This window comes from Mesorhizobium sp. B3-1-6 (assembly GCF_006439555.1).
GTDB lineage: Bacteria > Pseudomonadota > Alphaproteobacteria > Rhizobiales > Rhizobiaceae > Mesorhizobium.
The window spans coordinates 76,802-103,503 of record NZ_VFTM01000026.1 but is presented as its reverse complement, the minus strand read 5'-3'; the positions used below and the strand labels follow the sequence as shown (position 1 = coordinate 103,503).

General features: G+C 62.6%; 31 protein-coding genes and 1 other RNA gene. 12 read left to right on the top strand and 20 right to left on the bottom strand.

Annotated elements, in window-relative coordinates; all coding sequences use genetic code 11:
• Positions 1 to 142 precede the first annotated feature (142 nt).
• Both FJ414_RS22475 and FJ414_RS22470 read left to right on the top strand, forming a co-directional pair.
• On the top strand, positions 143 to 421 hold the full coding sequence (locus tag FJ414_RS22475) for a hypothetical protein (RefSeq protein ID WP_140646566.1): 279 nt from the start codon (positions 143 to 145) through the stop codon (positions 419 to 421).
• Positions 418 to 768, top strand: a complete 351-nt coding sequence (locus FJ414_RS22470; RefSeq protein WP_181181682.1) for a hypothetical protein — start codon at positions 418 to 420, stop codon at positions 766 to 768. The genes FJ414_RS22475 and FJ414_RS22470 overlap by 4 nt, the downstream gene beginning before the upstream one ends.
• A gap of 86 nt (positions 769 to 854) precedes the next feature.
• Here FJ414_RS22470 and FJ414_RS22465 read toward each other — a convergent pair whose 3' ends face one another.
• Positions 855 to 2,657: an ABC transporter transmembrane domain-containing protein gene (locus FJ414_RS22465; protein WP_140646565.1), complete on the bottom strand. Its 1,803-nt coding sequence runs from the start codon at positions 2,655 to 2,657 to the stop codon at positions 855 to 857.
• Between the two features lie 206 nt (positions 2,658 to 2,863).
• On the opposite strand from FJ414_RS22465, the gene rpmE reads away from it, so the two are divergent.
• On the top strand, positions 2,864 to 3,085 hold the full coding sequence (gene rpmE, locus FJ414_RS22460; RefSeq protein WP_027166741.1) for a 50S ribosomal protein L31: 222 nt from the start codon (positions 2,864 to 2,866) through the stop codon (positions 3,083 to 3,085).
• A gap of 300 nt (positions 3,086 to 3,385) precedes the next feature.
• Here rpmE and FJ414_RS22455 read toward each other — a convergent pair whose 3' ends face one another.
• Positions 3,386 to 4,027, bottom strand: coding sequence for a TetR/AcrR family transcriptional regulator (locus FJ414_RS22455; RefSeq protein WP_140646564.1), 642 nt, complete (start codon positions 4,025 to 4,027; stop codon positions 3,386 to 3,388).
• Positions 4,028 to 4,155: 128 nt separating this feature from the next.
• On the opposite strand from FJ414_RS22455, the gene FJ414_RS22450 reads away from it, so the two are divergent.
• A complete protein-coding gene (locus FJ414_RS22450) occupies positions 4,156 to 4,632 on the top strand; it encodes a DUF1772 domain-containing protein (RefSeq protein WP_140646563.1) in 477 nt (158 codons plus the stop codon).
• A 33-nt stretch (positions 4,633 to 4,665) separates the two neighbouring features.
• Here the strand turns inward: FJ414_RS22450 and FJ414_RS22445 are convergent, their stop codons facing one another.
• From FJ414_RS22445 to FJ414_RS22435, 3 genes are all read right to left on the bottom strand, one after another.
• On the bottom strand, positions 4,666 to 4,974 hold the full coding sequence (locus FJ414_RS22445) for a SelT/SelW/SelH family protein (RefSeq protein ID WP_140646562.1): 309 nt from the start codon (positions 4,972 to 4,974) through the stop codon (positions 4,666 to 4,668).
• A gap of 11 nt (positions 4,975 to 4,985) precedes the next feature.
• Complete coding sequence (locus tag FJ414_RS22440) at positions 4,986 to 5,735, bottom strand: YebC/PmpR family DNA-binding transcriptional regulator (RefSeq protein WP_140646561.1); 750 nt, start codon at positions 5,733 to 5,735, stop codon at positions 4,986 to 4,988.
• Positions 5,736 to 5,939: 204 nt separating this feature from the next.
• Complete coding sequence (locus tag FJ414_RS22435; RefSeq protein WP_140646560.1) at positions 5,940 to 6,263, bottom strand: helix-turn-helix domain-containing protein; 324 nt, start codon at positions 6,261 to 6,263, stop codon at positions 5,940 to 5,942.
• A gap of 51 nt (positions 6,264 to 6,314) precedes the next feature.
• Here FJ414_RS22435 and FJ414_RS22430 point away from each other — a divergent pair, with 51 nt between their 5' ends.
• Genes FJ414_RS22430 through FJ414_RS22420 form a run of 3 tightly spaced genes read left to right on the top strand, consistent with a single transcriptional unit; the run spans position 6,315 to position 7,714 of the window.
• Entirely contained in the window at positions 6,315 to 6,797 is a 483-nt protein-coding gene (locus tag FJ414_RS22430; protein ID WP_140646559.1) for an SRPBCC domain-containing protein, read from the top strand.
• 43 nt (positions 6,798 to 6,840) lie between these two features.
• A complete protein-coding gene (locus FJ414_RS22425; RefSeq protein WP_140646558.1) occupies positions 6,841 to 7,233 on the top strand; it encodes a VOC family protein in 393 nt (130 codons plus the stop codon).
• Positions 7,234 to 7,249: 16 nt separating this feature from the next.
• Positions 7,250 to 7,714, top strand: a complete 465-nt coding sequence (locus FJ414_RS22420) for an SRPBCC family protein (RefSeq protein ID WP_140646557.1) — start codon at positions 7,250 to 7,252, stop codon at positions 7,712 to 7,714.
• Here FJ414_RS22420 and FJ414_RS22415 read toward each other — a convergent pair.
• From FJ414_RS22415 to ssrS, 5 genes are all read right to left on the bottom strand, one after another.
• Complete coding sequence (locus FJ414_RS22415) at positions 7,711 to 8,475, bottom strand: TerC family protein (protein ID WP_140646556.1); 765 nt, start codon at positions 8,473 to 8,475, stop codon at positions 7,711 to 7,713. The two genes, FJ414_RS22420 and FJ414_RS22415, sit on opposite strands and share 4 nt — an antisense overlap.
• Before the next feature lie 70 nt (positions 8,476 to 8,545).
• On the bottom strand, positions 8,546 to 9,370 hold the full coding sequence (locus tag FJ414_RS22410) for a YmdB family metallophosphoesterase (RefSeq protein ID WP_140646555.1): 825 nt from the start codon (positions 9,368 to 9,370) through the stop codon (positions 8,546 to 8,548).
• A gap of 49 nt (positions 9,371 to 9,419) precedes the next feature.
• Positions 9,420 to 9,917: a DUF3592 domain-containing protein gene (locus FJ414_RS22405; RefSeq protein ID WP_281405804.1), complete on the bottom strand. Its 498-nt coding sequence runs from the start codon at positions 9,915 to 9,917 to the stop codon at positions 9,420 to 9,422.
• 195 nt (positions 9,918 to 10,112) lie between these two features.
• Positions 10,113 to 10,697: a 5-formyltetrahydrofolate cyclo-ligase gene (locus FJ414_RS22400; protein WP_140646553.1), complete on the bottom strand. Its 585-nt coding sequence runs from the start codon at positions 10,695 to 10,697 to the stop codon at positions 10,113 to 10,115.
• An 82-nt stretch (positions 10,698 to 10,779) separates the two neighbouring features.
• A non-coding RNA gene (ssrS, locus tag FJ414_RS22395) (6S RNA) lies at positions 10,780 to 10,935 on the bottom strand.
• A 162-nt stretch (positions 10,936 to 11,097) separates the two neighbouring features.
• Between ssrS and FJ414_RS22390 the strand changes: the two genes are divergently transcribed.
• The 4 genes from FJ414_RS22390 (at position 11,098) to msrB (ending at position 14,168) form a co-directional block, all read left to right on the top strand.
• Complete coding sequence (locus tag FJ414_RS22390) at positions 11,098 to 11,937, top strand: MoxR family ATPase (protein WP_140646552.1); 840 nt, start codon at positions 11,098 to 11,100, stop codon at positions 11,935 to 11,937.
• Between the two features lie 88 nt (positions 11,938 to 12,025).
• A complete protein-coding gene (locus FJ414_RS22385) occupies positions 12,026 to 12,472 on the top strand; it encodes a GNAT family N-acetyltransferase (RefSeq protein ID WP_140646551.1) in 447 nt (148 codons plus the stop codon).
• Positions 12,473 to 12,479: 7 nt separating this feature from the next.
• Complete coding sequence (locus tag FJ414_RS22380) at positions 12,480 to 13,670, top strand: VWA domain-containing protein (RefSeq protein ID WP_140646550.1); 1,191 nt, start codon at positions 12,480 to 12,482, stop codon at positions 13,668 to 13,670.
• 93 nt (positions 13,671 to 13,763) lie between these two features.
• Positions 13,764 to 14,168 (top strand): peptide-methionine (R)-S-oxide reductase MsrB, encoded by a 405-nt coding sequence (gene msrB / locus FJ414_RS22375; protein ID WP_140646549.1) that lies wholly within the window; start codon positions 13,764 to 13,766, stop codon positions 14,166 to 14,168.
• Between the two features lie 154 nt (positions 14,169 to 14,322).
• Here msrB and FJ414_RS22370 read toward each other — a convergent pair whose 3' ends face one another.
• Complete coding sequence (locus FJ414_RS22370) at positions 14,323 to 14,664, bottom strand: hypothetical protein (RefSeq protein WP_140646548.1); 342 nt, start codon at positions 14,662 to 14,664, stop codon at positions 14,323 to 14,325.
• Positions 14,665 to 14,824: 160 nt separating this feature from the next.
• Between FJ414_RS22370 and FJ414_RS22365 the strand changes: the two genes are divergently transcribed.
• On the top strand, positions 14,825 to 15,343 hold the full coding sequence (locus tag FJ414_RS22365) for an arsenate reductase ArsC (protein WP_140646547.1): 519 nt from the start codon (positions 14,825 to 14,827) through the stop codon (positions 15,341 to 15,343).
• A 22-nt stretch (positions 15,344 to 15,365) separates the two neighbouring features.
• On the opposite strand, the gene FJ414_RS22360 is transcribed toward FJ414_RS22365, so the two are convergent.
• The 9 genes from FJ414_RS22360 to FJ414_RS22320 all read right to left on the bottom strand — a co-directional run bounded on the left by FJ414_RS22360 (position 15,366) and on the right by FJ414_RS22320 (position 26,343).
• On the bottom strand, positions 15,366 to 15,815 hold the full coding sequence (locus tag FJ414_RS22360) for a hypothetical protein (protein WP_140646546.1): 450 nt from the start codon (positions 15,813 to 15,815) through the stop codon (positions 15,366 to 15,368).
• Between the two features lie 22 nt (positions 15,816 to 15,837).
• Entirely contained in the window at positions 15,838 to 16,098 is a 261-nt protein-coding gene (locus tag FJ414_RS22355; RefSeq protein ID WP_095767239.1) for a DUF2312 domain-containing protein, read from the bottom strand.
• Positions 16,099 to 16,330: 232 nt separating this feature from the next.
• Positions 16,331 to 19,789, bottom strand: a complete 3,459-nt coding sequence (pyc, locus tag FJ414_RS22350) for a pyruvate carboxylase (protein ID WP_140646545.1) — start codon at positions 19,787 to 19,789, stop codon at positions 16,331 to 16,333.
• A gap of 294 nt (positions 19,790 to 20,083) precedes the next feature.
• A complete protein-coding gene (locus tag FJ414_RS22345; protein ID WP_140646544.1) occupies positions 20,084 to 21,202 on the bottom strand; it encodes a branched-chain amino acid ABC transporter substrate-binding protein in 1,119 nt (372 codons plus the stop codon).
• Between the two features lie 136 nt (positions 21,203 to 21,338).
• Positions 21,339 to 21,686: a DUF6867 family protein gene (locus FJ414_RS22340; RefSeq protein ID WP_140646543.1), complete on the bottom strand. Its 348-nt coding sequence runs from the start codon at positions 21,684 to 21,686 to the stop codon at positions 21,339 to 21,341.
• 17 nt (positions 21,687 to 21,703) lie between these two features.
• Positions 21,704 to 22,432, bottom strand: a complete 729-nt coding sequence (locus FJ414_RS22335) for an ABC transporter ATP-binding protein (RefSeq protein WP_140646542.1) — start codon at positions 22,430 to 22,432, stop codon at positions 21,704 to 21,706.
• Positions 22,432 to 23,841, bottom strand: coding sequence for an ATP-binding cassette domain-containing protein (locus FJ414_RS22330; RefSeq protein WP_140646541.1), 1,410 nt, complete (start codon positions 23,839 to 23,841; stop codon positions 22,432 to 22,434). The genes FJ414_RS22335 and FJ414_RS22330 overlap by 1 nt, the downstream gene beginning before the upstream one ends.
• The gene (gene livM, locus FJ414_RS22325) at positions 23,841 to 25,436 is read right to left on the bottom strand and encodes a high-affinity branched-chain amino acid ABC transporter permease LivM (protein ID WP_140646540.1); all 1,596 of its coding nucleotides are present in this window, start codon (positions 25,434 to 25,436) and stop codon (positions 23,841 to 23,843) included. The genes FJ414_RS22330 and livM overlap by 1 nt, the downstream gene beginning before the upstream one ends.
• 4 nt (positions 25,437 to 25,440) lie before the next feature.
• A complete protein-coding gene (locus FJ414_RS22320; protein WP_140646539.1) occupies positions 25,441 to 26,343 on the bottom strand; it encodes a branched-chain amino acid ABC transporter permease LivH in 903 nt (300 codons plus the stop codon).
• Positions 26,344 to 26,702 lie beyond the last annotated feature (359 nt).

Below are 26,702 nucleotides of genomic sequence, written 5' to 3'. Positions count from 1 at the left end.
GCCAACTTCATGGGCTTCGTCAAACTCGCCGCTATCGCCATCTGGCTCAAATAGTTAAATCGTCACCACCGCCTAGAATGAGCTCATCGCCCATTTGCGTACGATTTCGTGCTGCTATATCTTATGACCACGAGGTGCGCAGATGAACGCTTCAGGTCCTAAGGAACGCGCTACGTTTTCTATCGACAGCGCGGTCAAGGAGACGCTCGAGAACCAAGTTCCGAAAAACAAGCGATCCCGTTTCGTCGAGGAGGCAATCGCAAAGGCATTGAAAGATGCCGCAAAGGAGCGCGCTTTAAAGATGATCCGGGAATTGAAACCGGGCTCGACAGGCGGCGAAAGCTCGACCGACGTGCTGCGTAGAATTCGCCAGGAGATGGACGGCCGACCAGAGGACATCCTCGAAGGCCGGAAAAAGTGATTATTGTCGACGCGTCGATTTTCATCAAACGCTTTCGGGACGAGGATGGTAGCGAACAGGCGCGAAACCTGTTCGCGAAAAACATCGCAGACGGTCGCGCCATGGCCGCCCCCAGCATCTTACTTTACGAGTCACTATCTGCCGCGCTTCACTATGAGCAATCCTTCGTTATGGTCGCAACGCTGATCGCCGGGCTGCGGGAAGGCGGTTTCCAGCTTCTGGAACCGGACATGGGCGAGCTGGCCAAAACGCAGGAGATCGCGACGCAGCTGAGCCCTGCGGCTATCCAACGCTCAACGACTGCGTTTACCACGCCATGGCAATCAATCGCGCCGCAACATTGGTGACAGCCGACCAGCGCCATTTTGCCAAAACGAAACATTTAGGCAGCATTGTGCTTCTCGCCGATTGGCGAGCGCGCCCTAAGATTGCTCTACTCCGCCGCGCCCTTGAAGGCGCTGGCTCCGGTCTCGAACTGGAGCTTCGCGAGCCGCGTGTAGATGCCGCCCTTGGCCACCAGGCTCTGATGCGTGCCTTCCTCGACGATGCGCCCGCCGTCCATGACCAGGATGCGGTCGGCCTTCAGCACCGTCGCCAGCCGGTGCGCGATGACGATGGTGGTGCGACCGCGCATCAGCCGCTCCAGCGCTCTTTGCACCAGCGTCTCGCTTTCGGCGTCGAGCGCCGAGGTTGCTTCGTCGAGCAGAAGGATCGGCGCGTCGCGCAGGATGGCGCGGGCGATCGCGATGCGCTGGCGCTGGCCGCCGGACAGCGTCACGCCGCGCTCGCCGACCTGGCTGTCATAGCCGTTGTCGAGCCTGGCGATGAATTCGTCGGCAAGGGCCGCCTTGGCCGCGGCCTCGATCTCGGCGTCGCTGGCGCCCTGCCTGCCGAAGCCGATATTGTCGCGAACGCTCGCGGCGAAGATGGTGACGTCCTGCGGCACGATCGCGATCCGCTGCCGGACAGCCGCCGGATCGGCCTCGCGCACGTCGACGCCGTCGAGGACGACGCGGCCGCTCTCGGGATCGTAGAAGCGCAGGATCAGCGAGAAGACGGTGCTTTTTCCGGCGCCCGAAGGCCCGACGATCGCCACCGTCTCGCCGGGTTTCACCTGGAAGCTCAGGCCATGCACGGCGGCACGGTCCGGCCGCGCCGGATAAGAGAAGGAGACGTCGTCGAAGCCGATCGCGCCCTTGGCCATGGCCGGCAACGGAACGGGGTCGGCAGGCCGCTGGATCGCCGGCGTCTCGGCCAGGATCTCGGTCAGCCGCTCTGCGGCGCCCGCCGCCTGCGACAGCTCGCTCCACACCTCCGACAACGCGCCGAGCGCGCCGGCGGCAAACACCGAATAGAGCAGGAACTGGCCGAGCGTGCCGGCCGACAGCGTGCCGGCAAGCACGTCGCGCGAGCCGAACCACAGCACCGCGACCACCGAGGAAAAGATCATGAAGATGGCAAAGAAGGTCAGGAACGAGCGCGCGAACACCGAGGCCCGCGCCGCCTCGAAGGCAGCGTCGACCGCCGCGGCGAAGCGGCCGGTCACCAGCTTCTCGTTGGTGAAGGCCTGCAGCGTGCGCACGGCGCCGATCTGCTCGCTGGCATAGGCGGTGGCCTCGGCGAGCGTGTCCTGCGCTTGCCGGGACTTGCGGCGCACCGAGCGGCCGAAGGCGACGAGCGGCAGCACGATCACCGGAATGGCCGCGATCACCAGGCCGGAGAGTTTCGGGCTGGTGACGACCATCATCGCCACCGCGCCGAGGCCGAGGATGACGTTGCGCAGCGCGACCGAGGCGGTGGCGCCGACCGCCGACTTCACCTGCGTTGTGTCGGCGGCAAGCCGCGACACGATCTCGCCCGAATGTGAGCGATCGAAAAAGGCGGGCGACAGCGTCGTGACATGGGAGAAAACGTCGCGGCGGATGTCGGCGACGACCCGCTCGCCGAGCGTAATGACGAAATAGTAGCGGCTGGCCGAAGCGGCCGCGAGCAGCGCGGCCATCAGAACCAGTGCCGCGAAATACTCCGCGATGAAGGTGGAGCCCGCGGCCTGGAAACCGTGGTCGATCATGCGCCGCACGGCCATCGGCAAAGCCAGCGTCGTCACCGCCGCCACGATCAGCGAGATGATGGCGCCGAAGGCGAGCTTCCGGTAGCGGGTGACATAGGGAAAAAGGCTGCGGAGCGGCCGGACCGAGCGTCTGCGCTCGCTTGCGCTGCCACCGATTTCCGCCATGAGCGTTTCCTCTGGCCGCTTGCCGGCACCGCGCTTCAATATGCGCTCGCCGCGGCCTTGTGATTCAATTCCGGCTGATGTATAGGCTCGCCGACCGTTTTAGAAGCCGTGGCTTTTCATTAGCTGCGGCTTCGAGTTTTAAAAAGGGGCGCATCGACGCAGGCCTTTAGGCCCGTCAGCAGCGCCGGCAGCCAGGAAACACGACAATGAAGGCCGATATCCATCCCGACTACCACACCATCAAGGTCGTCATGACCGATGGCACCGAATACCAGACCCGTTCGACCTGGGGCAAGGAAGGCGACACGATGAACCTCGACATCGACCCGACCACCCACCCGGCCTGGACCGGCGGCCAGCAGACCCTGCTCGACCGCGGCGGCCGCCTGTCGAAGTTCAAGAAGCGTTTCGAAGGCTTCGGCCTCTAAGCCGGATACATCGGCAGACTTTGAAAACCCGCCTTCGAGGCGGGTTTTTTATTGGCCGCATTTCTTCCTTCTCCCCGTTCTACTGGGAGAAGGTGCCCGAAGGGCGGATGAGGGGCAGCGCTAGCCTCGGCGATTGGCCGGCCAAGGTGCGAGAAATTCAGAATTCGATGACAGTGCGCTTTTTCGACGACGCCAATGTCATAGGTCGGCGCCGCCCCTCACCTGCCTGCCGGCATCCTTCCTCGTATAGAGACGGGAGAGAGACGCTCCCGCCGTCGTCTTCGCAAATCGCCTTAGCCGCTACTCCCCCACAAACTCCTTAAGCGCCATGCGCTTGTAGGCCGCGACAAGCCTGTCGCCCTCCTCGCGGTCGACGGAGATCGCCAGCCGCACCGCGGCCTCGCCCATCTGCCAGACGAGGAACGCCGTCGTTTCCAGTTCCACTGGATCGGCATGGGGACGCAGCCGCTTCAGCACCGCGACCAAAAATTCGGCATTGGCCCGGCTGTCGGCGAGTTCCAGTTCGCGCAACGCCTTGTCGGCCTGCGTACCCGACCAGATGTCGCGCATCACCGGCTCGGCCAGGAACAACTGGTAGTAGATGTCCACCAGCTCCGAAAACGCCCGTTTCATTCCCTCGGCATCGCGGACATCCTTGAGCGCCGTCGCAATGCAGGCCTGGCTTTCGGCGGTGTAGCGCTCGGCAAGCGCCCAGACGATCGCCCGCTTGTCCGGGAAGAACTGGTAGAGCGAGCCGATCGACACCCCAGCCCTTTCCGCCACCTCGCCCATGCGCATGGCATCGCTGCCTTGCTCGGCAATCAGCGCCGAGGCGGCCGCGAGCATGCGCTCGACCCGCTCGCGGCTGCGCTGCTGCGTAGGCGACCGGCGCGGCGAAGCAATGGCCGCCTGGTCCGGCTTGGCGGTAACTTTTTCATCCATGGCTCTGTCCGGGCGATTTCTCGAAAACTGACTTGACTCACAAAATACGAGGGTTTATCACGTTTTGCAAATGTGAGGATTACTCGCATTTTGGAATCGAGCAAAACCCGGCATCTGGAGCAACTGAGATGATGAAACTTCTTCCCACCCTCACCTTCATCGCCGCGATCGGCTCGGGCGTCGTCGGCGGCGTCTTCTTTGCCTTCTCGAATTTCGTCATGGCGGCCCTTGCCCGACTGCCCGTCCCGAGCGGCATCGCCGCGATGAATTCGATCAACATCACGGTGATCACCCCGACCTTCATGACGGCGCTGTTCGGCACCGGGCTCATCTGCCTGGTGTTGATTGCCGGCGTTTTCTTCGGCTGGAGCCAGTCGGGCTCGTACTGGCTGCTTGCCGGCGCAGTGCTCTATTTCGTGGGCAATCCGATCGTGACCATGATCTTCAACGTGCCGCTCAACGACGCACTCGCCGCCGTCGATCCTGCGAGCGCCAACGGCGCCGCCGTGTGGGCGAACCATCTGAATGAGTGGGTGATATGGAATCACGTCCGCACCATCACCGCCATCGCGGCAATGGCCTGCTTCATCATGGCATTGACCTGAAGACGGCAACCCGCGAATGCAAAAGGCTCCGGCTCAGGCGGAGTCTTTTTTATGATCCTTGCGATCGGCGTGGCCGAGGTCACGCTCTGGGTCGATGACGTCGCGAACCAACTGCTTCAGCTTCGCCGCATCCGGAAAACCGCCGTCGCGCTTGCGCTCCCAGATGAGCACGTCGTTGCAGGAAATGGTGAAAATGCCGCCAGTTCCCGGCACCAGCACCACCTCGCCGAGATCGGTGCCGAAGGTCGAGAGCAGTTCCTGCGCCATCCAGCCGGCGCGCAGCAGCCAGTGGCATTGCGTGCAGTACGTGATGCGGATGGTGGGAAGCGGCTTCTCGCTCATGGCGACTTGGCTCAGGCCGCGCTGAGCTTGGCCATGGTCTCGTCGTCGACCTCGAAATTGGCGTAGACGCTCTGCACGTCGTCGTCGTCCTCGAGGGTGGCGACCAGCTTCATCAGCGACTGCGCGCGCTCTTCGTCGACCGGAACGTTGTTCTGCGGCTGCCAGATCGGCTTTACCGATTCCGCTTCGCCGAGCGAGGCTTCCAGCGCCTTGGACACGTCGCCGAGGTTTTCGAAGGCGCAATAGATGGTGTGGCCTTCCTCGTCGGACTCGACGTCATCCGCGCCGGCTTCGATCGCCGCTTCCATGACCTTGTCGGCGCTGCCGGCCGAGGCCGGATAGTAGAGCTCGCCGACGCGGTTCCACATGAACGACACCGAGCCGGTTTCGCCGAGCGCTCCGCCGGCCTTGGTGAAGGCGGCGCGCACATTGGAGGCCGAGCGGTTGCGGTTGTCGGTCAGCGCCTCGACGATCAGCGCGACGCCGCCGGGACCGTAGCCCTCGTAGCGCACCGCTTCGTAGTTTTCGGCATCGCCCATCGACGCCTTGTTGATGGCGCGCTGGATGTTGTCCTTCGGCATCGACACCGCCTTGGCGTTCTGCACGGCCAGGCGCAGGCGCGGGTTCATCGATACATCGGGCGTCCCGCTCTTGGCTGCGACGGTGATTTCGCGCGCCAGCTTGGAAAACATTTTCGACCGCACCGCGTCCTGGCGGCCCTTGCGGTGCATGATGTTCTTGAACTGCGAATGGCCAGCCATGGCACCCCTGTCGTGTTCGGCTAGAGCATCTCGAAGCGGGGTGTCATCACCTCGTCTTCGGCAAAATGCTCGAATTCAATCTTTCAGAACGTCCCGGACATGCCTGCGAAGGCACGCGGCGCTCTTTGTCGGAATGGCCGGCTTATAGATAAATCGGCTCAATTCGTCCAGCCGCGCCGTCACTCCGACGTTGAACCGGCCCGCTCACCCCTCCAGATCGGACTTCAACCGGTCGAGAATGCTGATGGCGTGACCGGCATACTGGCTGATCCAGCGGTCGTGGATCTGCTTGATCGGCAGCGCATTGAGATGGTTCCAGCGCTCGCGCCCCTCACGCTTGGCAACGATCAGGTCGGCCTCCTCCAGGACTTTCAGGTGCATCATCACCGTGCAGCGGTCCATGTCCGGAAAAGCCCCGCATAGCGCGCCGGTGGTCTGCGGCTGGTCCTTCAGCCGATCCAGCAATTCGCGCCGGCGCGAATGCGCCAAGGCCTTGAAAACATGATCGTCCACGGTTTCGCTTGACATGTTATGTTTCTATAACATATCGTTTTGGCAAGCAAGGAAGGAGCTGTGGATATGTCGCTTGGATTTAGGATTTCCGGACGCATCGGCAAACCCGTCGCCGAGGTCTTCGACGCCGTCGTCAACCCGACGAAGCTCAGCGGTTATTTCACCACCATTGGCGGCGCCTCCGCTCCGCTTGTCGCCGGCACCACCGTCACCTGGTGGAAGATGGTGCCGGTGGAGGTCGACGAAGTGACGAAGGACAAGCGCATCGTGCTGCGCTGGGACGCCACCGATACCGACGGCAAACCCGCCTACAAGACCCGCATCGAGATGAATTTCGAGCCGCTGGAGGACGGCGGCACCTTCGTCACCATCGCCGAGCAAGGCTGGCGCGAAGGCGAAGTCGGCCTGAAGAAGTCCTACATCAACTGCGAGGGCTGGTCGCAGATGCTCGCCTGCATGAAGGCCTATCTCGAATACGGCATCAATCTGCGCGACGGCTACTACCGCAGCGAGATGAAGGGCGAGCCGGCCAACGAGACCAACATCTGAGCCTGCGTCACGTCCCGATATCCAGCAGGAGGAGGTCGCCCCGATGACGAAAGCAACACCATTCCTGATGTTCGAGGGAAACGGCGAGGAGGCCATGACCCTCTATTGCGGGACCATTCCCGATAGCCGTGTCCTCGACATCGCGCGCTACGGTTCGGGCGAGGATGGGGCGGAGGGAACGCTCAAGCTGGCGCGCGCTTTGGTCGGCGGCGTCGAGGTCAGGATCTACAACAGCCCCGTCCATCACGCCTTCACTTTCACGCCGTCCTTCTCCTTCTTTGTCGACTGTTCTTCCGGGCAGGAACTGGAGCGGATCGTCGGCGTTCTTTCCAAGGATGGTGGATTTCTGATGCCACCAGGCAACTACGGCTTCAGCCAGCGTTTCGCCTGGCTCAACGACCGGTTTGGCATCTCCTGGCAGATCAACTTGCCCTGACATCGAGGAGGGTACTGTGGAATTGAAGCGCGCCCCCACCGCCGAAACCGCCATGCTGATCCGGCGGCCGGTCGCCGACGTCTTCGAGGCGATCGTCGATCCGGCGATCACCACGAAATTCTGGTTCACGCATTCGAGCGGACGACTGGACGAAGGCAAGACGGTCGAGTGGGAGTGGCGCATGTACGGGGTCTCGACCAGGGTCGAGGTCAGCGAGATCGTCCCCAACGAGAAGATCGTCATGCAATGGAGCGATCCGCCGACCACCGTCGTCTGGACCTTCACCAAAATGCCCGATGAGGCGACCTTCCTCGAGGTCCGCAATTTCGGCTTCGCCGGCTCCGCCGACGAGCAGGTCAAGCAGGCAATCGACTCGACCGGCGGCTTCTCTCTGGTGCTCGCCGGCGCCAAGGCATGGCTGGAACAGGGCCTGACGCTCGGCCTGATCGGCGACCGTCACCCCAAGAGCATTTCGGCCTAATGCCCCTCGCCCGACCCCTGCTTCTTGCGATGCCGTGCCAGCATGTTGAGGCCCTCGACCAGGGCTGAAAAACCCATGGCGGCGTAGATGTAGCCCTTGGGCACATGGTAGCCCATGCCGTCGGCGATCAGCGTCATGCCGATCATCAACAGGAAGCCCAGCGCCAGCATGACGATAGAGGGGTTCTTGGCGATGAAATTGGCGAGCGGCGTCGCCGCCAGCATCATCACGCTCACCGCCACGATCACCGCGATATACATGATGGCGATCTCGTCGGTCATGCCGACGGCGGTGATGATGGAATCGATCGAGAAGACGAGGTCGAGCAGCAGGATCTGGAAGATCGCGCCGGCAAGGCTCATCTGCAGCGTGCCCACCATCGTATCCTGATGGTCCTGCGGGTCGACCGTGTGATGGATCTCCTTGGTCGCCTTCCAAACCAGGAACAGGCCGCCGGCGATCAGGATCAGGTCGCGCCAGGAAAAGCCGTGGCCGAAGGCTGTGAACACCGGCGCCGTCAGCTGCACGATGATCGAGATGGTGGCGAGCAGGACGAGGCGCATGATCAGCGCCGCCGAGATGCCGAGCCGGCGCGCGCGGGCGCGCTGCGCTTCCGGAAGCTTGTTGGTCAGGATCGAGATGAAGATCAAATTGTCGATGCCGAGCACGACCTCGAGCACCACCAGGGTCAAAAGCGCGACCCATGCGGTCGGATCGGAAACAAAGTGAAAATGCGGCGCCAGAAATTCGACAAGCTGCATGGAGGTCGTCCCCTCTACGATCTAGAGCAGTGTTGCCGGCAATTAGGTACTCTGCGCACCTATATCAATGTCACGGCCAGAAGGACGGCGCCGTTTCTTCCAGCCGCGGCCCGCGACGAAACGGCGCGATTTTTTCGGCAAGCCCGGTGCGGTCGGAAATATCGACGCCGACGCCGCAGAGCGTCGCAGGCCCGGATGCCGCCTCGAACCGGCCTTTCGGCACTTTCGACAGGAACCGGTTGAGCGGCTCTTCCTTGTCCATGCCAAGCGAGGAGTCATAGTCGCCGCACATGCCGGCGTCCGAAATATAGGCGGTGCCGCCATTGAGGATCTGATGGTCGGCAGTCGGCTGATGCGTATGCGTGCCGACCACGAGGCTGGCGCGGCCGTCGACGAAATGCGCGAAGCACATTTTCTCCGAGGTCGCCTCCGCGTGGAAATCGACGATGACCGCATCGGCCTGCTCGCCGAGCGGACAGGCGGCCAGCTCACGCTCACCGGCTTGGAACGGGTCGTCGAGTTCCGGGTGCATGAAGACGCGGCCCATGATGTTGGCGACCAGCACGCGGGCGCCATTGCGGGCGATGTAGACGCCCGAGCCGCGCCCCGGCGTGCCCTTGGGAAAATTCGAAGGCCGCAGGAAGCGCTCCTCGCGCGGCGCGAAGATCAGCGCGTCGCGCTGGTCCCAGACATGGTTGCCGGTGGTGACGACATCCGCGCCCGCCGCGAGCGTTTCGCGAAAGATTTCTTCGGTAATGCCGAAGCCGCCGGCGGCGTTCTCGCCATTGACGATGACGAAATCGAGCTTGAAGTCGGAAATCAGCCCTGGCAGCTGTTCCCAAACCGCCGTGCGTCCCGTCTTGCCAACCATGTCGCCGAGGAAGAGGAGTCTCATAGCCACTTCTATCCAGAGCTGTGGACGCTAGGCAAGCGGCACCGAGGTCCTAACGCCGCCCAAAGGTGGCGCGTTGCTGTTCGGCCGGCGTTGCGCTCGCGCCCGAGACGCGGGTAGCCGAGGGGATCGGCAAGGCCGGCGGTGCGTTCCGTCCTCGCAACCAGAAGAACCAGAGATAGAAAGCGGCGAACCCGCCGGTGACGGCAAACAGCAGCAGCCCGCCGCGCCATCCCTTCATCGCGGCCGTATCAAGGTTCGCTGGACCGGCGGGATCGTAGTAGAATTCCATCTGGTCGCCCTCGGCTGCCTTGTAGAGGCCGATGTCCTTGCCCTTGCCGGACCATGTCATCGGCGCATCGTTGGCGACGTAAGCCAAGGCGACATTGATGCCGTCCGTTTTGAGGCCGTTCGCCTGCATTTCGCTGTAAGGACTGACATCCGTTACGGTGGCGACCGTCCGCTGCCAGGCGGACTGGTGGTGCAGGGCAGTTCCTATGATGTGCAATGCCATCAAAAATAGTATCGCCGAGATCAACGCGAACGGCATCAGCAAATAGCGCGCAAGAATAAACACCACGACCCCGTCGAGCTGGACTATTTTTCAGGAATATAGCCGACGTTTGTTGGAAACGCGTTAAGCAGGTCGCGACAGTTCAATGCATGTCGCCCAAAAAAGCGCAGCGCTTTTGGGGCGACCGACAAAATCTAAAGCGCGCCTGAATTCGTTTCAGCGCGACGCGCTTTAAGCGATATCGAAGCGGCGCAACCCGCTCTCGGTCAGTATTTCCTGAATGATGACGTCGTGGTCTTCGTTCGGCACCAGCGGCACTTCCTGGCAGTCGAAGGCGATGCCGATCAGCCTGGGCACGATGCCCTTGTCGGCCAGCCTGGCGATGGCACGGTCGTAATAGCCGGCGCCATAGCCTATGCGGTGACCGCGGGCGTCAAAGGCGGCGAGCGGCACCAGCATGAGCGTGGGGTCGAGCATTTCCGCCTCTTCATGCGGCCCGACGGTGCCGAACCCCATCTCGACCATCGGCGCGCCGCGCACCAGTTCGCGGAAGACGATCGTGGTCTTGTCGAGAATTGCCGGCAGGCAGAGCCTGGCGCCCTTTTCGCGCATCGCGAACATCAGCGGCCGCACATCGACCTCCGAGCGCATCGGCCAGAAGCCGGAGACGACCCGGCCGGGCTCGAAGTCGATTTTTTCCTTCGCGGTCTCGGCCATTTCAAGCGCGATTTCCACCCGCCAGAATTCGTCGAGCGCATCGCGGCGCGCCAGCGCTTCCTTGCGAAGCTGTTTTTTCAGGTCTCTGGAAGGTGACATGCGCCGAGGCTAGAAAAGGTCAGATTTGAATGGAGTTTCAGGAGCGACGTTTTCTACCGCATGTCTCCCGAAAACGGGAGAGTGACGATCCACACAACCGGTGGAGAGGTCGATCCCGGGTGCCTACAAAGTAGGTGGGCGCCGTGTGAGAAAACCCACGGGTCTTCCCAGGGACAGCTCCCTAAGGATCGATAAGGCCCCGGGGATAAGTTTCTCCTGCCGGGAAGCGCAGACCGCCGGAGACAAATATAGGCCGATGGTTAGCCGAGCGCCAGTGAAACGGGCAACCATTCGCGCGTAATTCGTCTTGCAGACCATCCTGATAGGGAGCTCTTCCGCAACCGCCCTTGCGCGGCCCGTCCAGCCTCCTTACGGTCCCGCCGCACGGACAGGAGAAAAGATGCGTTTCGAAGGCACCGCGGCCTATGTCGCCGACAAGGATCTGATGGTCGCGGTCAACGCCGCGATCGCGCTGGAACGGCCCTTGCTGGTCAAGGGCGAGCCCGGCACCGGCAAGACCGAGCTCGCCCGCCAGGTGGCATCGGCGCTAGGGCTCGAGTTCATCGAATGGAACGTCAAGTCCACCACCAAGGCACAGCAGGGCCTCTACGAATATGACGCCGTCTCGCGGCTGCGCGACAGCCAGCTCGGCGACGAGCGCTTCAACGACATCGCCAACTACATCAAGCGCGGCAAGTTGTGGGACGCCTTCGCGGCGCAAAGGAAAGTCGTGCTTTTGATCGACGAGATCGACAAGGCAGACATCGAATTCCCCAACGACCTCCTGCAGGAACTCGACCGGATGGAGTTCTTCGTCTACGAGACCGGCGAGACGATCCGCGCCGAGTTCAGGCCGATCGTCATCATCACCTCGAACAATGAGAAGGAACTGCCGGACGCCTTCCTGCGCCGCTGCTTCTTCCACTACATCCGCTTCCCCGACATCGACACGCTGCACCGCATCGTCGAGGTGCATTACCCCGGCATCAAGCAGAATCTGGTGCGGGCGGCCCTTACGCAGTTCTACGAGATCCGCGAGGTGCCGGGCCTGAAGAAGAAGCCGTCTACCTCCGAGGCGCTCGACTGGATCCGTCTGCTGGTCGCCGACGACATCGCGCCCGAGGATCTGCGCGCCGATCCGAAGAACATGCTGCCGAAGCTGCACGGCGCGCTGTTGAAGAACGAGCAGGACGTGCACCTGTTTGAGCGCCTGGCCTTTATGGCCAGACGGCAGCAGTAAGCCGGCAGCAATAGCGCTTTCCCGTCCGTGGACCGTTGCCGCCGAGCGGCCGCTGCCGCAGCTTCGGGTCAAAATGTTGGAGGAAAAAATGTCCGAGATCATCATCCGCCCGCTCGCGCAGTCCGACCACGCCGACTGGCGCCGGCTTTGGACCGACTATCTGACTTTCTACGAGACGAAGCTGCCGGAAGAGGTCTACGCGATCACCTGGAAGCGCCTGTTCACGGATGGCGAGTTCGAGCCGAAGGGTTTCATTGCCACGCTCGACGGCAAGGCCGTCGGCCTCACCCATTATCTCTATCACCGCTCCGGCTGGTCCGAGAAAAACAACTGCTACCTGCAGGACCTGTTCGCCGACCCCGAGGTGCGCGGCAAGGGCGTGGGCGCCGCGCTGATCAAAGCCGTGCAAGACGAGGCCGGAAAGATCGGCGTGAAGAACGTCTACTGGATGACGCACGAGACCAACGCCACGGCGCGCCGGCTCTACGACCATGTGGCAAGGCGGACGGGCTTCATCGAGTACGATCTGCTATAAGGGGCCGATGTTCATCCCCTTCTTCCTCGAACTGAAGGCCGCGCGGGTTCCCGTTTCGCTCAGGGAATATCTGTCGCTGCTGGAAGGGCTGGAAGCCGGGCTCGTCGATTATGACGTCGAAGCTTTCTACTACCTCGCGCGCTCGGCCCTGGTGAAGGACGAGCGCCACATCGACCGTTTCGACCAGGTGTTTGCACATGTCTTCAAAGGCGTCGAGGCGCTCGGCGGTCCCGACGCCGTCGATGTCGCCAACATCCCGGAAGAGTGGCTGCGCCGGCTGGCCGAGAAGCATCTGACCGAGGAGGAAAAGAAGCTGGTCGAAGCGCTCGGCGGCTTCGACAAGCTGATGGAGACGCTGAAGCAGCGCCTCGAGGAACAGAAGGGCCGCCACCAGGGCGGCTCGAAATGGATCGGCACCGGCGGCACCTCGCCCTTCGGCGCCTATGGTTACAACCCAGAAGGCGTGCGCATTGGCCAGGATGAAAGCCGCCATCGTCGCGCGGTAAAAGTCTGGGACAAGCGCGAATTCAGGAATTTCGACGACACCGTCGAACTCGGCACCCGCAACATCAAGGTGGCGCTGAAGCGGCTGCGCCGTTGGGTGCGCGAGGGCGCCGAGGAGGAGTTCGACCTTCCCGGCACCATCCACGCCACCGCCGAGCACGGCTATCTCGACGTCAAAACCCGGCCCGAGCGACGCAACGCGGTGAAGCTTTTGATGTTCTTCGATGTCGGCGGCTCGATGGACGACCATATACGCGGCGTCGAGGAACTGTTCTCGGCCGCGCGCGCCGAGTTCCGCCAGCTCGAATATTTCTACTTCCACAACTGCCTCTACGAGCGCGTCTGGAAGGACAATCGGCGGCGGCAGGCCGAGACGATCCCGACCTTCGACCTCATCCACAAATACGGGCCCGACTACAAGGTGATCGTCGTCGGCGACGCCTTGATGAGCCCCTACGAGATCGTGCACCCAGGCGGCTCGGTCGAGCATTGGAATCCGGAGGCCGGAAGTGTGTGGCTGGACCGCCTGTTGCGGCAATGGCCGAACGCGATCTGGCTAAACCCGGAAGCCGAGAAGAACTGGCGCTACACGCATTCGATCCAGTTGATCGGCGACATCTTCAGCGGCCGCATGTTCCCGCTGACATTGGCCGGGCTTGAGGCAGCGACAAGACAGTTGTCGCGCAAGCACTAGCTCGCTTTCACTGGCGGCGTTTGTAACAAATGCCTATGTTCCGACGAATACCCGTTGCAAGCAACAACGAGCCGCCAAGGCCGAGGAGATTCCATGGACACCCACGCCTATCCCGTCACCCGCACCGATGCCGAGTGGCGCGCCCGGCTGACGCCGGAGCAATATGCCGTGATGCGCAACCACGGCACCGAACGCCCCGGCAGCTGCGCCCTGCTCTACGAGAAGCGCGCCGGCACCTTCTACTGCGTCGGCTGCGACCAGCCGCTGTTCGAATCCAAGCTGAAGTTCGAGAGCGGCACCGGCTGGCCGAGCTTCAACGATCCGGTCCCGGGCTCGATCGACACCACCGTCGACCGCAGCTACGGCATGGTCCGCACCGAATGCCATTGCGCGCGCTGCGGCAGCCATCTCGGCCATGTCTTCGAGGATGGCCCACCGCCGACCGGCCTGCGCTATTGCATCAATGGCGTGGCGCTGCGCTTCGAGCCGGCAGCTTGAAGCCTCGGGAATGACTTCGCAAAGGGCGGCCTCGGCCGCCCTTTTTCATGCTCTAATGTATGTCGCGCAAAAGTGACCTCGGTTTTGCGACAACGACATGCATCAAGCAACGACCTAAAGCGCGTTGTGTGAATCCGTTTCGACGCGACGCGCTTTAGACGATGGCCGTCGCGATCAGCCAGAGCGCGGAACCCAGCATCATCAGTTGCGCCTTGAAACCCCCGGTCTTCTCCGCGGTCCGCCAGACGGCGACCGTCAGAAAGATGGTGTAGGGAACGGGGAGGAAATGCACCGCCAGCACCAGCCAGAGCGGCAGCTTCAGCCCAAGCAGGACCAGCGCCAGCGCCGAAGAGGCGACGCTCAAGATCGTCCCGACAAGCAGCATGTCGCGCCAGAACAGCCGGTCGAGCGGCGCTTCGCCCCTCCAGCGTGAGCGCAAGAAGCCGGCTTTGTGATCGATTAGCGCTGTCACGCCCGTGGAGTCGAAGTCACCCATCAATCAAGCCTCGTTGAGCGGAGCGCCGGGGGTTTCGGCGGGATGATGCTGCGAAATTTGATGCTGATGCCGCAGAATCCGCCGCCAAAACCTGTACGATCACAGACACGTGACCCATATCGTATTCTGTCGTTTTCGCCGCAACACCCAGGAGTTCGGAATGAGCGATCAGGTCTACAACGTTCTCTTTCTCTGCAATGCCAATTCGGCCCGCTCGATCATGGCCGAAGCCATACTTAACAAGCTCGGGGCGGGCCGCTTCAAGGGCTATTCTGCTGGCTCGCGACCGAAAGGCACCGTCCATCCCCATGCGATTCAGTTGTTGGAGAGCATGGGCCACGACACGTCGTTTGCCCGGTCGAAGAGCTGGGACGAATTTTCAGGGCCGGACATACCGGAGATGGACTTCGTCTTCACCCTCTGCGACACCACAGCGAATGAAAGCTGTCCGGTCTGGCCAGGCCATCCGATGACCGCGCTTTGGGCTGTCCCCGATCCCTCCAAGGCCAGTGGCACTGAAGCCGAGCAGCATTTCGCTTTCGCCGAGGCCTATCGCATGGTCGGCAACCGCATCGCGCTGTTCACGAACCTGCCGATAACATCGCTCGATCACCTGGCCCTGCAGCAGCGTCTGGATGAGATCGGCCGCGATGGGCGGCGGCGAGCTGAAGGCGCGTAAGCGCAGCGGTAGGCAGTCAATCTTACGGCAGGCCTCCGTCTCCGAGCACCTCGACAACGGCTTCTTCGAAGCGTGAGCATTCCCTCACCAGCCAGTCGGTCATGGCCGGCCAGTTGTCCTCGGCGTAGCAGTTCACCCGCCACATCGAGTTGATGCCGAGACCCTCACAGCTCTGTTCGGGCCTGAGCTTCAGCCTGGCCTCGATCGCCGGCTGGAACGGTTTCAGCCGCGACCAGGACTCCGTGGCGCCGAACTTCTCATTGCGCCCGAAGAAGACGCCGACATGGTTCTGCGCCGGCGCGACATACATCGAAAGGACCAGGGCGAAGTCTGGCAGCCCGCGCTGCCAGAACCACGGCCCGCGCCGCGCGAGCCTTCCCCTTTCTTGCGGGTGCCGTTCGGCGAACAGCGCCCAAAAGCCGCGATGGCGGAACTCCGAGGCGCGACGGCCGCCGAAGTCGAATTCGTTCATGGCCGGCCTCCGGCCATGAGGCTTACGCCATGCCGAGGGCGGCCTTGTAGAGATCCAGGATCGACTCTTCTTCCTGGCGCTCGGCCTGGTCCTTCTTGCGCAGACGCACGATCGTGCGGATCGCCTTGGTGTCGAAGCCGGTGCCCTTGGCCTCGGCATAGACATCCTTGATGTCGTCGGAGATCGTCTTCTTTTCTTCCTCGAGCCGCTCGATGCGCTCGATGATGGTGCGCAGCTGGCCGGCGGCTACAGTCTGGCTGGTCTCGGTGATTTCGTCGGCCATTTTTCTCTCCGCGTCTTCTGGTGCCATGGCGATTCCCGCCACGGCGAATTGGAGCGGGTTCCCTGCCCGAGCGGACGCGGCGGGTCAAGACACTTGTCGAGCGGCTGTGGACGGCTGGGCACATCTTAAGGTGCGCCGATATTCAGGTCAGGCCGAGTCGAAAATGGCGGATACCGAGAAGCGCAGGGAAGCCGCCGTTTGCAGGCCGGCCTCGCCTGAATATCGACACACCTCATTTGAAGGCGATCAAGAGATCCTTCGCATCGATCTGGTCGCCGGCCTTGACCAGCACCTCGGCGATCTCGCCGTCGCGTTCGGCGTGGAGCGCGGTTTCCATCTTCATCGCCTCGATCGATAGCAGCACATCGCCAGCTTTGACCGCCTGTCCGGCCGCCACGGCAAGCGCCGACACGACGCCGGGCATCGGCGCGCCGACATGCCCCTCATTGCCGGGCTCGGCCTTGCGGCGCGCCTTGGCGGCGGACGCGCCATGCGCCCTGTCCGGCACCTTGACGCGGCGCGGCTGGCCGTTGAGCTCGAAGAACACGGTGACCATGCCCTTGTCGTCGACATCGCCGAACGCCTGGCAGCGAACCACCAGGGTCTTGCCCTTCTCGATATCGAGGAAGATCTCGTCTTCCGACTTCATGCCGTAGAAATAGGTCGGCGTCGGCAGCACGCTCACCGGCCCGTAGGTCTCCTGCGCCGCGGCGAAGTCGGTGAACACCTTCGGGTACATCAGCCACGACGCGAACTCGTATTCCGAGAGCTTGCGGTCGAGCTTCGTCTCGATGTCCTTGCGGCTGGCCTTGAGGTCGGCTGCTTTCAGCAGCGAGCCGGGCCGGACAGTGATCGGCTTCTCGCCCTTCAGAGCCTTCTTCTGCAGCGCCGACGGCCAGCCGCCCGGCGACTGGCCGAGATCGCCGCGCAGCATCGACACGACCGAATCCGGGAAGGCGATGTCCTTGGCCGGGTTCTCGACATCGGCGACGGTGAGATCCTGGCTGACCATCATCAGCGCCATGTCGCCGACCACCTTGGACGACGGCGTTACCTTGACGATGTCGCCGAACATCAAATTGACGTCGTGATAGGCCTGCGCGACCTCATGCCAGCGCGTCTCCAGCCCAAGCGAGCGCGCCTGTTCCTTGAGGTTGGTGAACTGGCCGCCCGGCATTTCGTGCAGGTAGACTTCCGAGGCAGGTCCCTTGAGATCGCTCTCGAATGCGGCGTACTGGTTGCGCACCGCTTCCCAATAGAAGGAGATGCGGCGGATCCACTGCGGATCGAGACCGGGATCGCGCTCTGTGCCCTTCAGCGCCTCGACGATCGAGCCGAGGCAGGGCTGCGAGGTGTTGCCGGAGAAGGAATCCATCGCCGCGTCGATGGCGTCGGCGCCGCTCTCCACCGCCGCCAGCACCGTCGCCGCCGAGAGGCCTGACGTATCGTGCGTGTGGAAATGGATCGGCAGGTCGGTCGCCTCGCGCAGCGCCTTGAACAGCACGCGCGCCGCGGCCGGCTTCAGCAGGCCGGCCATGTCCTTGACGGCGATGATATGCGCGCCGGCGGCCTCCAGTTCCTTGGCCAGCCCGACATAGTATTTGAGGTCGTATTTGGCGCGCGCCGGATCGAGGATGTCGCCGGTGTAGCATATCGCCGCTTCGACCAGCTTGCCCTCGGCGCCGACCGCGTCCATGGCGACCCGCATGTTCTCCACCCAGTTCAGGCAGTCGAAGACGCGGAACAGATCGACGCCGCCGGCTGCCGCCTGGCGGACGAAATGCTGGACGACATTGTCGGGATAGTTGGTGTAGCCGACGCCGTTGGCGCCGCGCAGAAGCATCTGCAGCAGAAGGTTCGGCGCCGCCTCGCGCACCTTGCTCAGCCGCTCCCACGGGTCCTCGGTGAGGAAGCGCATGGCGACGTCGAAGGTGGCGCCGCCCCAGCATTCCAGCGAAAGCAGCTGCGGCAACGCCCGCGCGTAAGTGCCGGCGATGCCGACGATGTCATGCGTTCGCATGCGCGTGGCGAGCAGCGACTGGTGGCCGTCGCGCATCGTCGTGTCGGTGACCAGCACCTGTCGCTGCTCTCGCATCCAGGCCGCGAATTTCTCCGGGCCGAGCGCATCGAGCCTCTGCTTGCTGCCATCCGGGACGTGACCGTTGAGATAGGGAACCACTGGCGCGGCCGCATTCGCCTTCGGAATCGGCCGGCCGCGCGTCTCGGGATGGCCGTTGACGCTGACATCGGCCAGGTAGTTGAGCAGCTTGGTGGCGCGGTCCTGCCGCTTCACCTGCTCGAACAGTTCCGGCGTCGTGTCGATGAACCTGGTCGTGTAGGAATTGTCAGCGAAGCGCGGGTGGTTGATGATCGCTTCGAGGAAGGTGAGGTTGGTGGCGACGCCGCGGATGCGGAACTCGCGCAGCGCCCGGTTCATGCGCGAGATCGCCTCGCCGGGCGTCGGCGCCCAGGCCGTCACCTTTTCGAGCAGCGGATCGTAGAAGCGGGTGATGACCGCGCCCGAATAGGCGGTGCCGCCGTCGAGCCGGATGCCGAAGCCGGCCGCCTCGCGATAGGCGGTGATGCGGCCGTAGTCCGGGATGAAATTGTGCTCCGGATCCTCGGTGGTGATGCGGCACTGCAGCGCGTGGCCGTTCAGCCTGATGTCCTTCTGCGCCGGCACGCCCGATTGCTTCGTACCGATAGCGAAGCCGTCGAGGATATGGATCTGCGCCTTGACGATGTCGATGCCGGTTACCTGCTCGGTGACGGTGTGCTCGACCTGGATGCGCGGATTGACCTCGATGAAATAGAACTTGCCGGTGTCGGCGTCCTGCAGGAACTCGACCGTGCCAGCGCCGATATAGCTGGTCTCGCGCGCGATCTTCAGCGCATAGCCGCAAAGCTCCTGGCGCAGCTCTTCGCTGAGATAGGGCGCCGGCGCGCGCTCCACGACCTTCTGGTTGCGGCGCTGGATGGAGCAGTCGCGCTCGAACAGGTGCACGGCGTTGCCGTGGGTGTCGCCCAGCACCTGCACCTCGACATGGCGGGCGCGCTCGATCAGCTTTTCGAGATAGACCTCGTCCTTGCCGAAGGCCGCCTTGGCCTCGCGCTTGCCTTCCATGACCTCGCGCGCGAGGTCGGCCTCGGCGCGGATGGCGCGCATGCCGCGGCCGCCGCCGCCCCATGAGGCCTTCAGCATCACCGGATAGCCGATCGTCGCGGCGAGCTTCTTGACCTCGTCCATGTCGTCGGGCAGCGGATCGGTTGCCGGCACGACCGGCACGCCGACCTCGATCGCCAGGTTGCGCGCGGCGACCTTGTTGCCCAGCCGGCGCATCGTTTCCGGCTTCGGGCCGATGAAGGTGACGCCAGCCTCGGCGCAGGCCTCGGCGAATTCCGGGCTTTCCGACAGCAGGCCGTAACCGGGGTGGATGGCGTCGGCGCCCGACAGCCTGGCGACCCGGATCACCTCCTCGATCGACAGGTAGCTTTCGATCGGCCCCATGTCCTTGGCCAGATGCGGTCCGCGCCCGACCTGGTAGCTCTCGTCGGCCTTGAAGCGGTGCAGCGAATATTTGTCCTCCTCCGCCCAGATCGCCACGGTTTTGAGGCCGAGCTCGTTGGCCGCGCGGAACACGCGGATGGCGATTTCGGACCGGTTGGCGACGAGGATCTTCGTGATGGCCAAGGACTGGGCTCCAGCAGCGTAAGGGAAGATGAACCGGCGCAATGATTAGCGTGAAAATGCTGCAGTGCAAACAAATTTGAGCGACACCTAAAACGATTTAAGTCGCTTGTTTGCGTCAAACTGTTATTGCCGTTCTTCGAACACCGTCAGCGGGCGGCCGACGGGCGTTCCCGAGCGCGCGGCGCGGAGCTTCCGGTCGGCCCACCCGCAAACGAAAATGCCCGGCGCGAGCGCCGGGCATTTCCGAAACGTAGGCCAAAGCAGATCTCACGACCTGCTTTAGGGTTTGCCGGCTTATTTCTCGAAGTAGCTGTACTTGCCGTCGTCGCCCTTCTTCCACTCATAGATGACATAATCAGGACGGGTGATGTCGCCCTTGGCGTCGTAGCCGATGTCACCGATAGCGGTTTTCCAGGTATTGGCCCTGATCGTCTCCGCAACCTTCTGCGCGTCGTCGGCCGAGCCGGTCTTGGCGATGGCCTGGGCGATGATCTGCACCGCGGCATAGGAGTAGAGCGTGTAGGCTTCCGGTTCGAAGCCGTTGGCGCGGAACTTCTCGACCACTTCCTTGGCGGCCGGATTCTTGCGCGGATCCGGAGCGAAGGTGTTGAGCGTGCCGGCAACGGCGTCGCCCGCGATCGAAGCCAGTTCGTTGGAGACGATGCCGTCGCCCGAGAACAGCGGCGCCTTCAGGCCCTGATCGGCCGACTGACGGATGATCAGACCGGCTTCGGTGTGCAGGCCGCCCCAGTAGATGAGCGTAACGCCGTTTTCCTTCATCTTGGCGATGAGGGCCGAGAAGTCCTTGTCGCCGACATTCACGCCTTCGTACAACACTTCCGTGATGCCGTTGGCGTTGAGGTTCTTCTTGGTCTCGTCGGCGAGGCCCTGGCCATAAGGCGTCTTGTCGTGGATGATGGCGATCTTGGCATCCTTGAAGTTCTTGGCGATGTAGTCGCCGGCCACCTTGCCCTGCTGGTCGTCACGACCGCAGGTGCGGAAGGTGTTCCACATGCCGCGCTCGGTGAACTTCGGGTTGGTCGCGGCCGGCGTGATCTCGAGGATGCCGTTTTCCTGGTAGACTTCCGAGGCCGGGATCGAGACGCCGGAGTTGAAATGGCCGTCGACGAACTTGACGCCGTCGGCGACGAACTTGTTGGCGACCGAGATGCCCTGCTTGGGATCGGAGACGTCGTCGCCGATCTCGAGCTTGAGCTGCTGGCCATTGACGCCGCCCGCCGCGTTGATGTCGGCGATCGCCTGTTCCGCGCCCTTCTGCAGCTGTGCGCCGAACGCGGCGTTCGGGCCGGTGATCGGACCGGCGACGCCGATCAGGATGTCAGCGGCCCACGCGCTGCCGCTGAACGCGACGAACGCGGTCAGCGCAACGGCGGACAAGAGTGATTTTTTCATTGAAACGCTCCCATTTACGGAGTGGGCGTGGATGATACTTTCATGCGATGCCCACCCTTATCGCAGAAAGCATAGAATGCCGATTTTCAGGCACTTGTCACGCCGATTCATGCCGGAAACGGCGTAATGGTGAACGTCAACCTTTCGGTTTCCAGCTTAATAAGGAAGCTCTTTCGTAGAGCCAGTTATACTGTGTGACCATTTGGTTGGTGCGCGTGTATTGATAGCCGAGGAAGCCCAATATCATCAGCACGATGGTATCGATGATATAGTAATGCAGTGAGAACATCGTGCCGTCGAACAAGGCGTGATGGATGAACCTGATGCCGATGCCGAGACCGAGCATGTAGAAGAACAGCTGAACGTAGGTGCTCCAAGTCTGAGCGGCGGCCTTGCCGGTCATCCATGCCGCCCAGCCGCCAAGCAGGCAGGTGACGAACAGGAACTGCCAGATCGAGGCTTCTTCGTAGATAATGCCTTGCATGATTGATGTCCTCGATCTCAGTGATGTCCGCCTTCGAGATAGGCGGCGCGCACTTCCGGATTGGCGAGCAGTTCCTTGCCGGTGCCGCTCATCGTCACATTGCCGTTGACCATGACATAGCCGCGCGTGGCGAGTTTGAGCGCCCCAAAAGCGTTCTGCTCGACCAGGAACACGGTCAACCCTTGCGTCTTGTTGAGCTCGCGGATGGCATCGAATATCTGCTTGACGATCAGCGGCGCGAGACCAAGCGACGGCTCGTCGAGCAGAAGCAGTTTCGGCCGCGCCATCAGGGCGCGCCCGATCGACAACATCTGCTGCTCGCCGCCCGACAGCGTGCCGCCACGCTGGCCGATGCGTTCCTTCAGCCGAGGGAACAGCGTGAACACCTTCTCGACGTCCTCGTCATAATGTTTGAGGTTGTCGAGGCTGGCGCCCATCTGCAGGTTTTCCATCACCGTCATGCGCGGGAAGATGCGGCGTCCTTCCGGCGACTGGGCGATACGCAGGCGTGCGATCTCATGCGTCGGCATCTTGGTGATGTTCGTGCCGGCGAAGGTGATGGTGCCGGTGCGGGCGCGCGGCGCGCCGAAGATGGTCATCATCAGCGTCGACTTGCCGGCGCCGTTGGCACCGATCAGCGCCACGATCTCACCCTGGTTGACGCTGACATCGACGCCGTTCAGCGCGCGAATGTTGCCGTAGTAGGTCTCGACACCCTTGATGTCGAGCAGCGTTGTGCCGGCCATTATTTACGCCCTCCACGCGTCGCGGGCTTGGCCGCCACTTCCTTCGCCAGCGTCTTCGCCTGGCCGATCCAGTCTTCGCGGGCAATACGCCCGTCAAAGGCGAGATAGGCCTCCGCCGCCTCGATGTCGGCCTTCTTCCAGGCCGCTATCTGGTCGAAATGGAAGATTCCGTGCTCGTTCAGCTTGCGCTCGTTGACCGGACCGATGCCCTTGATGCGGATCAGACTGTCCGCCTTGCCGCCGCGCGGCGCGTCGAGGCGATTGGAGATGCCGCCGGCTTTCGCGGCCGGGGCCTTTGCGGCTGCCTTTTTCGCCGGCGCTTTTGCGGCCGGTTTCTTCGCCGCCGGCTTCGGCGCTGCCGGAGCCGCGATCGGCTTGCTGGCGATCGCCGCGGCGCGCGCATCGACCTGCGCCGCTTTCGAGGCACCCTTCGACACCGTGACCCGCTCGCCCTCGTCGGCGTGTTCGACGCTGTCGGAAACCGGCCCGGCCATCATCGAAGCGGAATTGCCCGGTCCGTGTGCCGCATCCGGCCCGGTATCGAGCTGCTCGATGACGTCCTCGTCGCCAACTTCGGTCAGCACGGTCTCGACCTCCTCGTCGTCGACGCCGAGATAAGCGGCGATGACGCGCGGATCGGTGCGCACCGACTGCGGATTGCCGTCGGAGATCTTGCGGCCGTATTCGAGCACGACGACATGGTCGGAGATCTGCATCACCACCGACATGTCGTGCTCGATGAGCAGGATCGAGGTGCCGGTGCTCTTGATGCCCATCAACAGCTCGTTGAGCGCCGCCGATTCCTTCGGATTGAGGCCGGCGGCTGGTTCGTCGAGGCACAGAAGCTCCGGCCCCGTGCACATGGCGCGCGCGATTTCCAGGCGCCGTTGCGCGCCATAGGGCAGGTCGCCGGCGGGATCGTCGGCGCGGTCGACGAGATCGGCCTTCTCCAGCCAGTGCCTCGCGAGCTCGATCGACTCGGCCGAGGCCTGGCGATAGCTCGGAAAGCCGAAGAGGCCAAGAAGCGTATAGCCCGAAGCCTTCATCAGCTTGTTGTGCTGCGCGACCAGAAGGTTCTCCAGCAGCGTCATGCCCGAGAACAGGCGGATGTTCTGGAAAGTGCGCGCCACCTTGGCGCGCGCCGGGATTTCGTGGTTGGGCAGGCGCTCGAGCAGATAGGTCGAGCCGTCGTTCCGGTTGAGAGTGATCATGCCCTCAGACGGCTTGTAGAAGCCGGTGATGCAGTTGAACACCGTGGTCTTGCCGGCGCCGTTCGGCCCGATCAGCGCCGTGATCTCGCCGCGCCTGGCCTGGAACGACAGGTCGCCGATGGCGACCAGGCCGCCGAACTTCATCGACAGATGCTCGACCTGCAGGATGAAGTCTTTCGAGGAAGGGGTCGCGTTCATCAGCCGTGACCCTCCTTGGTGAAGGAGCTTGAAACCGCTCTTCGCTCCTTCAGGAAGGCTGTCGGTTCTCGGCTGCCGACGAAGCCCCGCGGCTTCCATAGCATGACGATGACCATGGCCATGCCGAACAGAAGCATGCGGTACAGTTCAGGCGTGAAATCGGGACCGAAGACCCGCTTCAGGAAGTCGAGTTCTCGCAACGCTTCAGTGCCGCCGATCATCACCAGCGCCGCTACGGCGATGCCGACCAGCGAACCCATGCCACCGAGCACGACGATGGCAAGGACTATCGCCGATTCCAGGAAGACGAAGGATTCAGGGCTGACGAAACCTTGCCGTGCGGCGAAGAACGAGCCGGCGAAGCCGCCGAACATGGCGCCGGTGGCGAACGCCGTCAGCTTGGTGGTGGTGGTGTTGATGCCGAGCGAGCGGCAGGCGATCTCGTCCTCGCGTAGCGCTTCCCACGCCCTGCCGACCGGCAACCGGCGCAGCCTGATGGTAACGAAGGCGGTCAAAAGACAGAGTCCGAGGATCAGATAGTAAAGGAAGATCTTGTAATAGGCGCTCGATGTGGCGATGTGCAGCACCTTGGCGATGTAGTTCGGATCAGAGACGTTGAACGACATCAGGCCGAAGAAGGAGACCTTTGGAATGCCGGAAATGCCGGCCGAGCCGTTGGTCACTTCGCGCCAGTTGATCAGGACGAGGCGGATGATCTCGCCGAAGGCCAGCGTCACGATCGCCAGATAATCGCCCCGAAGCCTGAGCACCGGGAAGCCGAGCATGACGCCCCAGAAGGCGGCCATGCAGCCGGCGGCCGGAAGCAGGATCCAGAACGACAGGCCGAAATGCGTGCCCAGCAGCGCGTAGGCATACGCGCCGACAGCGTAGAAAGCGACATAACCGAGATCGAGCAGACCAGCGAGGCCGATGACGATGTTCAGCCCCCAGGCCAGCATCACATAGATCAGGATCTGTATGCCGAAATTGTCGACCCACTTCAGAGAACCCTGAAAGCCTCCCGCCATCGATCCTGTCATCAGCGCAAGCACCAGCACGACGACGATCGGATAGAGCGCCAGCGCGCTGATGCCCAACGCCGAGAAGTGGGCGTGGATGAAGGCCCGGAAATAATACATTACCCAGGCGATGGCATAGATGATCGCCAGCGCCCGCACGAAGCGTGCGTAGCCGGCAAGGTCGGGTCCGAGCAGCCCGTCAAGCGAGCCGGCCAGCACAAACAGCAAGGCTGCGACAACGACCGCTGCTATGAAGTAAGGCGTCCTGAAGAATCGTGCCGCCATGGTGTCGGGCAGCAGGCCTGTGTCGATGTCGGCGATCTTCAGGCTGGCCACGAAGGGCTGGCCATAGGCGATATACAGGAAGCGGCCCAGGGCAGTGGCGATGACCACAATGGCCAGCAGGCCCCAGCGCTGCACCAGGATCAGTTCGTTGCTGATGTTCTGGTCTGTCCTGAGACCGATGAACAGCACGAACAGGCCAAGCGAGATGGCGCCTGCATAGAGCGCTTCGCGAAAAGCGCGCTGGACTGGAGTAGCGACGGTGTCGCGCTCCGAAGACACGGTAACGGCCATGAGATCAGACCTTTTCGACTTCAGGCCGGCCGAGGATGCCGGAGGGCAGGAAGATGAGCACGATCGCCAGGATCGAGAAAGCGGCGACGTCCTTGTAGTCGATCGAGAAATAAGCCGACCACATGCTCTCGATGAAGCCGATGAGCAGTCCGCCGAGCACCGCGCCGGGCAGCGAGCCGATGCCGCCCAGCACGGCTGCCGTAAAGGCCTTCACGCCCGGCACGAAGCCGTCCGAGAACACCACGACGCCGTAATACATCAGGAACAGCGTGCCGGCGACGGCGGCAAGGGCGGCCCCCATGATGAAGGTGATGGAGATGGTGCGGTCGACGTCGATGCCGAGCAGCGCCGCCATCTTGCGATCCTGCTCGCAGGCGCGTTGCGCCCGCCCGAGCGCCGTCCTGTTGACGAGATACCAGAAGATCACCAGCAGCGCGGCGGTGACCAGCACGATGATGATCTGCTTCAGCGAGATGCTGATGCCGTCGATCGTGTAAACCTGCGACACCATCGGCGGGATCGGCTTGTTGCGCGGGCCTTGCGTGACCTGCACGAAATTGGACAGCGCGATCGACATGCCGATGGCGGTGATCAGCGGCGCCAGCCGGAACGATCCGCGCAGCGGCCGATAGGCCACTTTTTCGATCGTCCAGTTGTAGAGACTGGTGAGCAGCATCGCCACGATCATCATGATCAGAAGCGCCACCACGACCGGCACCGAATAGAACAATGCGCCAAGGATCAGGAAGACAATGAGCGCGGTGAAGGCGCCGACCATGAAGATGTCGCCATGGGCGAAATTGATCATGCCGATGATGCCATAGACCATCGTATAGCCGATCGCGATCAGGCCATAGATCGATCCCAACGTCAGCCCATTGATAAGCTGCTGGACGAAGTACTGCATATTTATGCGGCTCCCCTGGAATGTCGCCTTTCAGGACGCATTCCTTTTCGTATTTCCCCTAGTCGTAAAGTTTCGAGCCCGGATTGCAACGTGATTTTTCAATCGCTCTGCGTGGTTTGGAAGCACGCCGTCCGATTGCCCGTTTTTTTGCGCCCGACCCCTGGACTATCGCGGACCGTAGCATTGGCACAACGCAATGTCTTTGACGATTCAACCTTATGATGGGCCTCATGTCGAAGAAATCGGCGTCAAAATAATTTGATGAGAAGAATTCTTGCAAGAACCGAGGCGCTGCTTTTTCGACCGCCGCGGCTTCCGTTGGGTGAGGTTTGCGCCATCTGTGACGGCCATGTGACGGC